The organism is Phenylobacterium sp. (genome assembly GCF_044372605.1).
Taxonomy (GTDB): Bacteria; Pseudomonadota; Alphaproteobacteria; order Caulobacterales; family Caulobacteraceae; genus Phenylobacterium.
In genome coordinates this window covers 1-11,630 of sequence record NZ_JBILRO010000091.1, presented here as the reverse complement: position 1 = coordinate 11,630, position 11,630 = coordinate 1, and the positions used below count along the sequence as shown (strand labels likewise).

Annotated in this window: 12 protein-coding genes and 1 pseudogene; 11 read left to right on the top strand and 2 right to left on the bottom strand. The window is 66.5% G+C overall.

Going from position 1 to position 11,630, the window contains the following annotated elements:
* Nucleotides 1-1,108, top strand: a 1,108-nt coding sequence (locus tag ACIQ42_RS09365) for an MFS transporter (RefSeq protein ID WP_397421934.1), incomplete at its 5' end; no start/stop codon positions are given.
* A gap of 118 nt (nt 1,109-1,226) precedes the next feature.
* On the opposite strand, the gene ACIQ42_RS09360 is transcribed toward ACIQ42_RS09365, so the two are convergent.
* Nucleotides 1,227-1,877: a J domain-containing protein gene (locus ACIQ42_RS09360; RefSeq protein ID WP_397421933.1), complete on the bottom strand. Its 651-nt coding sequence runs from the start codon at nt 1,875-1,877 to the stop codon at nt 1,227-1,229.
* A gap of 52 nt (nt 1,878-1,929) precedes the next feature.
* Here ACIQ42_RS09360 and ACIQ42_RS09355 point away from each other — a divergent pair, with 52 nt between their 5' ends.
* The 5 genes from ACIQ42_RS09355 to ACIQ42_RS09335 all read left to right on the top strand — a co-directional run bounded on the left by ACIQ42_RS09355 (nt 1,930) and on the right by ACIQ42_RS09335 (nt 6,658).
* Nucleotides 1,930-2,202 carry a BolA family protein gene (locus ACIQ42_RS09355; protein WP_397421932.1) on the top strand — a complete coding sequence of 91 codons (273 nt, stop codon included), beginning with the start codon at nt 1,930-1,932 and terminating at the stop codon, nt 2,200-2,202.
* Between the two features lie 60 nt (nt 2,203-2,262).
* Nucleotides 2,263-2,766 carry a 2Fe-2S iron-sulfur cluster-binding protein gene (locus ACIQ42_RS09350; RefSeq protein WP_397421931.1) on the top strand — a complete coding sequence of 168 codons (504 nt, stop codon included), beginning with the start codon at nt 2,263-2,265 and terminating at the stop codon, nt 2,764-2,766.
* Complete coding sequence (locus ACIQ42_RS09345; protein ID WP_397421930.1) at nt 2,763-3,713, top strand: FAD binding domain-containing protein; 951 nt, start codon at nt 2,763-2,765, stop codon at nt 3,711-3,713. The genes ACIQ42_RS09350 and ACIQ42_RS09345 overlap by 4 nt, the downstream gene beginning before the upstream one ends.
* On the top strand, nt 3,710-5,974 hold the full coding sequence (locus ACIQ42_RS09340) for a molybdopterin cofactor-binding domain-containing protein (protein ID WP_397421929.1): 2,265 nt from the start codon (nt 3,710-3,712) through the stop codon (nt 5,972-5,974). Before ACIQ42_RS09345 ends, ACIQ42_RS09340 begins: the two co-directional genes overlap by 4 nt.
* 366 nt (nt 5,975-6,340) lie before the next feature.
* Entirely contained in the window at nt 6,341-6,658 is a 318-nt protein-coding gene (locus ACIQ42_RS09335) for a UrcA family protein (RefSeq protein WP_397421928.1), read from the top strand.
* A gap of 82 nt (nt 6,659-6,740) precedes the next feature.
* Here the strand turns inward: ACIQ42_RS09335 and ACIQ42_RS09330 are convergent.
* Nucleotides 6,741-7,439: pseudogene (locus tag ACIQ42_RS09330) on the bottom strand (pirin family protein).
* Nucleotides 7,440-7,646: 207 nt separating this feature from the next.
* Between ACIQ42_RS09330 and ACIQ42_RS09325 the strand changes: the two are divergent.
* The 5 genes from ACIQ42_RS09325 to ACIQ42_RS09305 all read left to right on the top strand — a co-directional run.
* Nucleotides 7,647-8,240, top strand: coding sequence for a beta/gamma crystallin-related protein (locus tag ACIQ42_RS09325; RefSeq protein ID WP_397421927.1), 594 nt, complete (start codon nt 7,647-7,649; stop codon nt 8,238-8,240).
* 48 nt (nt 8,241-8,288) lie between these two features.
* Nucleotides 8,289-9,071: a peptidylprolyl isomerase gene (locus tag ACIQ42_RS09320; protein ID WP_397421926.1), complete on the top strand. Its 783-nt coding sequence runs from the start codon at nt 8,289-8,291 to the stop codon at nt 9,069-9,071.
* Nucleotides 9,072-9,140: 69 nt separating this feature from the next.
* Nucleotides 9,141-10,406 (top strand): dicarboxylate/amino acid:cation symporter, encoded by a 1,266-nt coding sequence (locus ACIQ42_RS09315; protein WP_397421925.1) that lies wholly within the window; start codon nt 9,141-9,143, stop codon nt 10,404-10,406.
* Between the two features lie 26 nt (nt 10,407-10,432).
* Nucleotides 10,433-11,203 carry an acyl-CoA thioesterase domain-containing protein gene (locus ACIQ42_RS09310; RefSeq protein WP_397421924.1) on the top strand — a complete coding sequence of 257 codons (771 nt, stop codon included), beginning with the start codon at nt 10,433-10,435 and terminating at the stop codon, nt 11,201-11,203.
* Between the two features lie 46 nt (nt 11,204-11,249).
* A partial coding sequence (locus ACIQ42_RS09305) for a PhoPQ-activated protein PqaA family protein (RefSeq protein WP_397421923.1) occupies nt 11,250-11,630 on the top strand: 381 nt, incomplete at its 3' end.

Sequence of the window (11,630 nt, the reverse complement as noted above, 5' to 3'; positions counted from 1 at the left end):
GTCGATGCAGTTGCCGACGGTGTTGCTGATCCTGCTGGGGGGCTTTGTCGCTGATCGCACCGACACGCGGCGCACGGTGTTGATCGGTTGCGGCCTCTGCGCTCTGAGTTTCCTTGGCCTGGGCGTCTTTGTCGCCGGCGGCCGCCTGACCTACGCCACCCTGATTATATACGCCCTGGTGATCGGAACGATCGGTGCGTTTGCGACGCCGGCGCGCGACGCCCTGCTTAGCCGCGTGGCGCCAGGGGGCGTGCATCAGGCTGTAGGCTTTGCCTCGCTGGCGCAGTTTGGCGGTCAGATCCTGGGCATGGCGGTAGCGACGGCCGCGCCGATCCTGGGTCTAACGGCCCTTTTGTTCGGACAGGCCGCCCTGATGGCCGCCGCCGCCGGCGCCGCCATCCGAATCAAACCCCGTCCCGCGGGTCCGCCGCGAATCCGGGAGGGCAGTGTGCTGGGATTCATGGCCAGCGAAATCGGCGGGGGCTTCCGCGCGGCCATGGCCTCGCCCGTCATCGCCCCCGTAGTCATCTGCGCCACCGGCATGGGCATGTGCTTCATGGGCGCTTTCGCGGTGCTGCTGCCGCTGATCGTCCAGAGCTATTTTCCCACCGACCTGGTCGGGCCGGCGCGGGCCCAGATCGCCACGGCGCTGGGTGTGTTCAGCTTGACGTTCTGGGTAGGCTCCATGCTGTCGGCGACCGCCATGATCCGCTTCGGACACATCCGCCGCAAGGGCCGGGTCTATCTGGCGTCCCTGTTTACCGGGGCCACGGTTCTGATCCTCTGCAGCATCCCGATGCCGTTCTGGCTCCTGTGTTGTCTGAACTTTGTCTGGGGCCTGGGCGGCGGCGTGGCCATGACCCTGGGGCGCAGTCTGGTTCAGCAATATGCGCCGGCGGATAAGGTGGCCCGCGTGCTCTCGATCTTCACGCTCGGAACCATGGGCGGCGCCCCCGCCGGAGCCGTGCTGTACGGCGTGCTGGCCCACGCCATCGGCCCTCATGCGGCGATCCTGATTCCCGGGGTGGGCATGCTCGTCATCGTGTCAGCGGTGACGGCGTATTCACAGCTAGGGCGACTGGATGAGGCGCGACCAGCGATCGGCTAGAGCACGACAGCTTGAAGTGGATACCGGTTCAAGCGCCCGTCGTGCTCTAAACATTTGCTAACGAGCCTGTTTATCCGGTTCAGATGATTCCATCTGAACCGGACAGGCTCTATGCGACCTACCCTCCGACCATCCCCATCTTCCTGAGCACCTGATAGGCCCGGATCACCCTTTGCAGGCGGTGTTCGCCGGACCGGTCGCCCTTGTTTGCGTCAGGGTGCAGGCGGCGGACCAGTTCGGTGTAGCGGGCGCGGATCTTCGGGCCGTCGGCGTTTTCGTCCAGGTCCAGGTCGGCCAGGGCGTTGCGTTCGATCTTGCCCAGCTTGCGGGCCTCGGGCGCGGGCGCGCTCTGGCCGGCGCCGTGGAACACTCCGAACGGATCGCGGTATCCTTGGCCCTTGCCGAACTTGGCGGCGAAGGCGGCGGCCTCGCGGGAGGTGCGGCTGGCCTTCATGTCCCAGGTTGGCCGACCCCCGGTCATCAGTTCTTCGGTCTGGCGACGGCGGATCTCCGCATCCGAGAGACCGGAGAAGAAATTCCAGTTGCGATTGTACTCGGCCGCATGGGGCTGGCAGAACCAGTAGTGCTCGTTCAACATGTCGCGGGCTTTCGGTGCGCGCGCGGTGGCGGCCTTGCCGCACTCTGGATGATCGCAGGGCCGCTCGCCCGGCTTCAGGGCGTTGACGTCATGTTCCGAGGCGTCCTGCTCGGATGGCGGGCGCACACGGATGTCGACGAATTTCGGCTTGTATTGAAACGACGCGGCCATGGCCTGAGTATGAGGCCGAGAAACTTCCCTGCAAGAATTGAAGATGAATCCAATGGGCGCCATATCTGAGAGTATCCGGGTCAAGCTTGAGGCGGCCTTCCAGCCCAGCGTGCTGGTGGTCGACGACGACTCGGATCGACATGCCGGTCACTCGGGCGCACGGGCGGGCGGCGAGAGCCACTTCAACGTGACGATCGAGGCCCAGGCATTCTCCGGGATCGCCAGGGTCGCCCGGCAACGAATGGTCTATCATGCGCTGGCGGAAGAGCTGGCCGGGCCGGTCCACGCACTGTCGGTGAAGGCCCGGGCCCCGGGCGAAGACTGAGGGCCGACTGGATTTTGAACAACGGGCCGCCGTGAGCGGCCGACTATGGGGGACGTCCGCTTGAAGACCAGCATCACTGTCAACGGAGAGCCGCGCGCCCTCGACGTCGACACCCGCACCACCTTGCTGGACGCACTGCGAGAGCATCTTAAGCTGACGGGATCGAAGAAGGGTTGCGACCACGGCCAGTGCGGGGCCTGCACGGTCCTGGTCAACGGGGTGCGGATCAACAGCTGTCTTTCGCTGGCTGTCATGCATGACGGCGATGCGGTGACTACCATCGAGGGGGTCGGCACGCCGGACAATCTCCATCCAGTCCAGAAGGCCTTCCTGACCCACGACGCCTATCAGTGCGGCTACTGCACGCCCGGCCAGATCTGCTCGACCCTGGGCATGCTGAAGGAAATGGAAGCGGGCGTTCCCAGCCAGGAAACGCCGGCCGGCGCCAGACCGTTGCTGAGCGACGATGAGATCCGCGAGCGCATGAGCGGCAACATCTGTCGCTGTTCGGCCTATCCGCAGATTGTGGCCGCCATCAAGGACGTCGCCGGGGTGGCGGCATGAGGCCATTCACCTACGAGCGGGCCGTCGATGCCCTTGGGGCCGTGAAATCCGCCGCAGCGACGCCCGGCGCGCGGTTCATCGCCGGCGGCACGAACCTACTGGATCTGATGAAGCTGGAGATCGAGCAGCCGCAACATCTGATTGATGTCGGCCGGCTGGATCTGGCCGGGGTCGCCCCCACGCCCGACGGCGGCTTGCGGATCGGGGCTTCAACCTCGAACAGCACGGTCGCGGCCGATCCGCAGGTTCTGGCCCGTTATCCGGTACTGTCTCAGGCCATTGTCGCCGGCGGCTCCCCGCAACTTCGCAACAAGGCCAGCGTCGGCGGCAACCTGCTGCAGCGGACCCGTTGCGCCTATTTCTACGACACCACCAAACCCTGCAACAAACGCGCGCCCGGCTCTGGCTGCAGTGCGCTGGAGGGGTTGAACCGCAATGCTGCGATCTTCGGCGCGAGCGCGGCCTGCATCGCCACCCACACCTCGGACATGGCCGTGGCGCTGGCGGCACTGGGGGCGCAGGTGGAAACCCTGGCGGCCTCGGGTGAGTCGCGGACCACTCCGATCATCGATCTGTACCGGCTGCCAGGCGACACGCCCCAGATCGAGACGTCGCTGGCGACAGGTGATCTGATCACCGCTGTCGTTCTGCCGCCGCCGCCCGCGGGCGGACAGATCTATCGCAAGGCCCGCGATCGGGCGTCCTATGCCGGCGGCCTCGCCAGCGTGGCGGTAGCCGGCGGTCAGGTCGCGCTGGGGATGGTGGCGCTCAGGCCCTGGCGCGCTCATGCGACGGAGGCCGCCCTGGCCGCTGGCGCCTCGCCCGCCGAGGCCATCGCCCGCGAGCTGGAGGGCGCGAGCCCTCTGGGGCGTAATGACTTCAAGCTGCCGCTGGTGGCGCGCCTGTCGGCCGCCGCCATTCACGAAGCCAACGGGAGGGGCGCATGACCTCGGTTCACGACTGGACGCCCAACAACCCCGTCAAGGAAAACCGCTCGGGCCTGATCGGCAAGCCGGTCGATCGTTACGAGGGGCCACTGAAGGTCACGGGGACTGCGCCCTACGCCTACGAGGTTCAGCCACCGTCGCCGCCCGCCTATGGCGTAATGGTTGGCGCAGCCATCGCCACCGGCCGCATCAGCGGCGTTGACATCGCCGAGGCCCAGGCGACGCCTGGCGTGCTGGTGGTCTGGACGCACCTGAACGCGCCGTTCCAGGCGCCGAAGGGGACCAAGGCTCATCCGCGCAGCAGCGCCGGATCAAAACCCGCTCTTGAGAACGATCGGGTGCTGTTCTTCGGCCAGCCCGTGGCCCTGGTCGTGGGCGAAACCCTGGAGGCGGCGACCGCTGGCGCCCATCGCGTCAAGCTGACCTATGCCGAGGATGCGCCGGACGTGGACTTCCCGGGCAGCCTGGATCGGGCTGTCTCGCCCGTTGGCGAGGAAGACATGGAGGTCGGCGATTTTCCACGCGGCTTCGCCGCCTCGCCGGTCCAGATCGACGCCACCTGGTCGACGCCGATCCAGAACCATTGCCAGATGGAGCCCTGCGCCTCGACGGTCTGGTTCGAGGGCGAGAAGTGCGTCGCCCACACCTCGATCCAGATGGTCAAGCCGGCCCAGCATGGGCTGGCCGAGACCCTGGGTATCCCGCGCGACGACGTGCATCTGTTGACCCGCTACATCGGCGGCGGTTTTGGCGGCAAGGGCCAGACCTATGACGACCTGATCCTGGCCGCGCTGGCCGCCAGGGCGCTGGGGCGACCCGTCAAGGTGGCCTACACGCGCCAACAGATGATGCACGGCACCATCCATCGCCCCGCCACGGTGATGCAGGTGCAGCTGGGGGCGGAGAAGGACGGACGCCTCAACGCGTTCTCGATGATGACCTGGACCCACTGCCATCGGGAGGGCAATTTTACGGAGCACGCCTCCAACTTCGGCCGCGCCCTCTATGCGGCGCCGAACCGCCTGACCGGGCACCGGCTGGTCAAGCTGGACCTGCCGGGCGCGGGGCCCATGCGGGCGCCGGGGGAGGCGTCGGGCACGCTGGCGCTGGAGTGCGCCATGGATGAGTTGGCCGAGAAGCTGGGGATCGACCCGGTCGAACTTCGCATCCGCAACGAGCCGCCGACCGATCCCGAGAATGGCCGGCCGTTCTCGATGCGCCAGCTGGTGCGCTGTCTGCGAGAGGGCGCGCAGCAGTTCGGCTGGGATCGCCGCCTGCCCACACCGGGGCTGGTGCGCGATGGCCGCTGGCTGGTGGGCATGGGCATGGCCGCTGCCATACGCGGCAACTTCCTGCTGCCGGCGAAATGCAGCTTTTCCGTCGACGCCGACGGCGTGATCACGGTCAGGCAGGGCATGACCGACATTGGCACCGGCACCTACACTGTGCTGGCCCAGATCGCCGCCGAGACCATGGGCGTACCGCTGGGCCAGGTGAAGGTGGAGATTGGCGATTCCGAACTGCCCCCCGCGCCGGGCTCGGGCGGCCAGTTCGGCGCGGCGACGGCCGGCTCGGCGGCGCTGGCTGCCGGCCAGAATCTTCGGACGGCGATCGCGGAACTGGCCACAGGCGATGAGGCCTCGCCGCTGTTCGGTGGGCGACCGGCGGATGTGACCTTCCAGGATGGGGTGGTGGCGATCGCCAACCGGTCGGAAACTCTGGGCAGTCTGATCCGTCGCGCCGCGCCCGAGGGCCTGACCGTCGAGGGCGAGATCAAACCTGCTCAGGACGCCCGCGAGTGGAGCCAGCAGACCTATGGCGGCCACTATTGCGAGGTGGGCGTCGATCCTGTCACCGGCGAGGTGCGGGTCCGCCGGATGCTGGGCGTGTTCGCGGCGGGGCGGATTCTCAACGCCAAGACGGCGCGCAGCCAGCTGACCGGCGGCATGATCTGGGGCATCGGCTCGGCCCTGACGGAGGGCAATCCGGTGGATGTGCGCTACGGATCCCTGCTGAACCAGGATCTGGCCCAGTACCTGGCGCCGGTGCAGGCCGACATCGGCGACCTGGAGGCGATCATGCTCGACGAGGTGGATGACAAGGCCAACCCCATGGGGATCAAGGGTGTCGGCGAACTTGGCAATTCGGGTGCGGGTGCGGCGGTGGCCAATGCGATCTACAACGCCTGCGGCGTGCGCGTTCGCGACTATCCGATCACGCCCGACAAGCTGCTTGCGGGCATGATCGCGCGAGGCATGTGACAGATCAGCCGGCGACCCGGGCGCCGAGCTGGTCCAGCACGTCGACATCGAAGATGGCGCAGTCGAAGCTAAGCCGGTCAATCATGTCCAGGGTCCCGGCCATATCGAGGGCTGCACCCTTGGCGACCTGATGACGAGGTGAGCTTCGCTACAACCATATTGCAACATCGCCTCGCCTTTTTGTGTTGGCCCGTCTGCGCAACCCCGTTGCGTTTATTGCAGTTCGTTTAAGTATTAAACTCGTGTAATGTTCTTACATTTGCTTCATGACGTCGTATTCATGAGTGTTCAATTCATCATTCCAGTATTCAGCCCCTCGTCGGCGGGCAGCACCGCCCCAGCATAACCGCCTAGAGGGATAAGATCATGAAGAACCTGACCAACACCATTTCCAGCGCCGCCATGCTTGCGCTGGCCGTTCTGCCGATGGCTGCGCTGTCATCGACGGCCTTCGCCGCGCCCGCCACGGTCAAGGTCGCCGACCTGAACCTGTCGACGGTCGAGGGTATCGCCACCTTTCAGCAGCGCGCCGACTTCGCCGCCCGCCGGTTCTGCAGCGCCGAACTGTCGCTGTCCGCCCGCGCGAACTGCCACAAAGGCGTTCAGGTCGAACTGAATGAAAAGATGGTCGCCATGCGCACCGCCCAGGCTGCGCGCTTGCCAACCACGCTCGCCGCCCGCTAACGCCCAGGCCCCAGAGCGGACGTGCGAACGGGCTCGTGGTCTCCCCACCGCGGGCCCAATCGCACATCTGTCCGCCACGGCGTCAGGCCGCATCCACCAGAATGACCTCGGCATCCTCCAACGCCTTGATGCTCAGGATCTCGACATCGCGGATCGCCGCCCCATCGCGCGCTTCCAGCGGGACGCCATTGACTTCGACCGCGCCGATCGCCGCCACGAGATAGGCGTACCGCCCATCGCCCAATGCTTAGTCCACACGCTCGCCAGCCTTGATCGTCGCACCCGCAACGCGGGCGTCCGAACGGATCGGCAGCGCATCGACATCGCCCACGAGGCCGCTGGCAAGGGTGATGAAACGCCCCGCCCTGTCTTCCTTTGGAAACGGCCGCGCGCCCCAGGCCGGCGCGCCGCCGCGGGTCCTTGGCTCGATCCAGATCTGGAAGATCGTGGTGGTCTCCGGTTCCAGATTGTACTCGGAATGGTGAATGCCTGCGCCCGCGCTCATCACCTGCACATCGCCGGCCTCGGTGCGCCCTTGGTTGCCCAGGCTGTCCTTGTGGGTGATCGCGCCTGTGCGGACATAGGTGATGATCTCCATGTCCGAGTGCGGGTGCGGCGGGAAACCGGTGTTGGGCGCGATCTCGTCGTCGTTCCACACGCGGATCGGGCCCCAACCCATGTTCGTGGGGTCGTAGTAACTGCCGAACGAGAAGTGATGCTTTGCGTTGAGCCAGCCGTGGTTGGCGCCGCCGAGGCGCTCGAAAGGACGATGCTCGATCATGGTTCCCGTCTCCTTGGCGCGGATCATCGCGCGACCTCACAGCTAAAATAGTGCTTCAGATCCGGGGGCAAACAGATCCAATCGCATCAGTTCATATCCATTGCGGAAATGATCATCGAAAGCTGTCAATCAACAGCCCGGGACCTTCAGGTCTTGTTCATGCAGGGTACCCTCATCTTTGCTCGTGATTTGCACAGGCGACTTGAAATGATCAGATTTTGGCTTCCACTGACAGCCACCCTCCTGGCGCTGGGTCTGGCCGGCGCTGCCCAGGCGCAGCCCTATCGGGCCGGATCTGTCATCCTCTACGACCAGCCGAATTTCCAGGGGGACTCGGTGACAATCACCCAGCCCGTGGCGGACCTCGGCAAGTGGCGCTTCAATGACCGGGCCCAGAGCGCGCGGTTTGAAGGCCGATGGCTGATCTGCGAACACGGCGACTATCGCGGTCGCTGCCAGGAGGTGAGGGGGGATGTTCCCAACCTGCACACCTACGGTTTGATGGCGCAGATTTCCTCGTTGCAGCCGGTCGGGCGCCCGCCCGGCGCTGGCCAGGGCCGTCCAGGACGCGACGAACGCGGGATCGAGGGCGCGCGAACCGTGTTCTTCCCCCGACCGACGGTGGACGGCGTGGATGTGGCCGCCGGCGACCGCGGCGCGGATGTCTTCTGCCGCAGTCAGGGTCTGGGGCGGGCCGCCTGGTTCGACTCCAGCGAGCGTGCGGCCCAGGCGATTGGCCCGGAGGGACAGTACGTTGGTCGCTCCACGGTGCTGCGCGATCTGCTGTGCCGCAAGTATTGACCCCGCCGTCGCCGCCTGCCCTCATCTGCGGATGATGGGGGCGGGTGGATGTTGAAGGTTCTGGCGGTAGTTCTGGCGGCTGGCGTTCTGGTCGGCGCGGCGCCTGCGGATTGGCGGATGCTGGATCCCGAGAACACCCTGGTCATAGATTCCACCCGGGGCCGCATCGTGGTGGAGTTGCGCCCCGATATCGCGCCGCTGGGCGTGGCGCGCATCAAGCTGCTGGCGCGGGAACGGGTCTATGACGGGCTGCAGTTTCACCGCGTGATAGACGGCTTCGTGGCCCAGACCGGAAACCCCAACAACCGTGATGGCGGCGTCTCGGCGCACCCGGATCTTGTGCCGGAGTTCAGCTTCCGCCTTGCCGCCGAAGCTGCAACCGTGGTGGTCGAACGCAGTGACGCGCGCGAGGGGCTTGTCGGTTCCGTTCCCTTCGCGGCCGTATCATCCCGGGAGCAGGCCCTGGCGCCGGACCGGCCGATGCGCGCCTGGGGCGCCTATTGTCCCGGCGTCATGGGTATGGGGCGTCAGGCCGACCCCGGCAGCGCCAACAGTGAGATCTTCTTCATGCGCGAGGCGGCGCGTCGGTTGGACCATGAATACACGGTAGTCGGGCGCGCCGTGGCGGGCCTGGATGTGATCCGTTCAGTGGCCGTGGGCGAGCCGCCGAAGACGCCGGACCTGATGCTGAGAGTGCGCGTCGCCAACGACATTCCCGCCGCAGAGCGGCCTGACCTCAAGGTTCCTGATCCCCGCGGGCCTGCTTTTCAGGCGCGGGCGGCGGCCATGAAGCAGGCGATGGGCGCTGCGTTCTCAATCTGTGATCTCTAGCGGTTCTAACTTGCGCTCGTGGGCCCTGCGGGGCCTGATCAGTGGCCTCTCGTCCGGAGTTTGCCGTCCTTGACCTTTCTGAAGTCCCTGAGCGTACAGGTGCTTGTCGCCCTTCTGGCCGGGCTTGGCCTTGGTGCGCTCGCGGCGGCCTACGGCGGGGCGGCGGCGACGCCGATGATCGAAGGCGTCGAGGCCCTGGGCGGGCTCTGGCTCAACGCGCTCCGGATGACGGTGGTGCCGCTCATCTTCGCGGTGCTGGTGACCGGCATCGCCCAGGTCGCAGACGCGGCGGCCACCGGGCGGCTGGCCATGAAGGCTGTGGTCTGGTTTCTGGCGCTGTTGATGGTGTCGGCGGTTACTGCGGTGCTGCTGGTGAACGGCATATTGGCAGCATGGCCGGTGGGCGAGACAGCCTCCGCTGCGCTCAGGGCCGGCGCCCAGGCGCCTCCGGCGGGTACGCCCATTGCGCCGGACTTCGCAGCCTGGGTGAAGAGCCTGGCGCCCTCAAATCCGATCAAGGCCGCGGCTGAGGACGCCATCCTGCCGGTCGTCGTTTTCGCGATCTTCACGGGCTTTGCCCTGACCCGCTTGCCCGAGGGACGTGGCCGCACCCTGCTGGAGGTGTTCAACGCCTTGGGCGAAGCCATGATCGTCATCGTTCGCTGGGTACTGATGGCCGCGCCGCTCGGCGTTTTCGCATTGGCTCTGGGCGTCGGTCTGCGGGCCGGCGTCGGGGCGGCGGGCATTCTGGGCCACTATGTGGTGACGGCCTCCCTCGCCGGTCTGGCGGTGGGGATCATCGGCTACGTGCTGGCGGTGACCGTGGGCCGTGTTCCGGTAAAACGCTGGGCCCAGGCGACTGCTCCGGTTCTGGCGGCGGCCTTCGCCACCCAGTCGTCGCTGGCCTGCCTGCCGGCCATGATCGAACGCGCGCGCGACGATCTGGGCGTGCCTGCCCGGGTGACCAATCTGGTGTTGCCGCTGGCGGTGGCGGTGTTCCGGATGACCAGTCCTGCGGTCAACCTCGCGGTCTGTATCTTCGTGGCCAAGGTCTATGGACTGGAGCCTTCAGCGCTGCAGTACACAGGCGCTGTGTTCGTGGCGCTGGCTGTCAGCGTGGGCTCCGTCAGCCTGCCAGGACAGGTATCCTTCATTGTCAGCGTCGCGCCCATCTGCGTCGCCCTGGGCCTGCCGCTGGATCTGCTGCCGATCCTGCTGGCCGTCGAGGTCGTTCCCGACATCTTCCGCACCCTTGGCAATGTCACCGGCGACAGGGCGGTCACCGCCATCGTGGCCCGGGACGAGCCCGACGACCATCCGACTAGCCAAGCGTAAGCGACTCCGGCAGGGTCCGCCGCGTCATGAGCAACGAACCTTTCTTTCGAAAAGACGGCGCGACCTTCATCCCCACGCGCGCCGGCGTCGGGCCCTGGAATGCGAACTCCCTGCATGGGCGGGTCATCATCGGCCTGCTGGGCGCCGAGATCGAGCGCCGTCACGGCAGCCCCGAGTACATGCCTGCGCGTTTGACGGTCGATATGTACAAACTGCCCGACCTGTCCCCGGTGGAGGTGGTGACCCGGATCGTGAAGGATGGCTACCGGATCAAGGTGATCGATGCCGAGTTCATCTCGGGCGGGGTCAGCGCCGGTCGGGCCACCTGCCAGTTGCTGCGCAAGACCGAAAATGCCCCCGGCGCCGTCTGGAAGCGCGAACCCTGGGGGGCGCCGCCGCCGGCGGAGTGCGAACAGGCGCCGCAAAGTCCCATGGGCGGCATGTGGAAGATGCGGCCGATCTCGGGCACGATGCGCGGTCTGGAACCTCGCCGCACCTGGATGGCCGAGGTTCGCGAGGTGGTGGACGGTGACCCCCTGACCCCGTTCGTGCGCGTGGCCGTGGCGGCCGATTTCGCCAGCCCCTTCGCCCATGCCGGTGATCAGGGACTGGGCTACATCAACACCGACGTCAGCGTCTATCTGCACCGTGAGCCGGTGGGGGAGTGGATTGGCTTCGAGACGCTGACCCATGGCGCGACCGACGGCGTAGCGGTGGGCGACTGTCTTTTGCATGATGAGCAGGGCTTCATTGGCTCGGCCAGTTGCACGGCGCTGGCCCAGAAGCGGAAGCTGTAGCATCCTGTGACGAAGGACGGCTGAGACGTCCAGGGGAGGCTGAGGGATGAAGCTATTGAAGCTGTTGGGCGGCGTGCTGGCTGCTGCAACCCTGTTTGTTGCGCCGGCCTTGGCCGGCCCGCCGAACGCGCTGGACGCCTATGTCGCGAAACCCGAGCCCAGCTACAATGTCCGGGTTGCCGGATCCTGCAAGGGCGAGGGCTATCGCTGCGCCGTGCTGCAACTGACCAGCCAGACCTGGGGCCCCAAGGACGTCGACGACAGGGTCTGGAAGCACTGGATGACGGTGGTCATCCCGGACAATGTGATCCACACCAAGGCTTTCCTCTACATCACCGGCGGCGACAAGGGCGATGCGGCCCCCACAAAGCCCGCCGACCGCTTCGCCAGGCTGGCCGTGGAGACCCGCTCTGTCGTGGTCGAACTG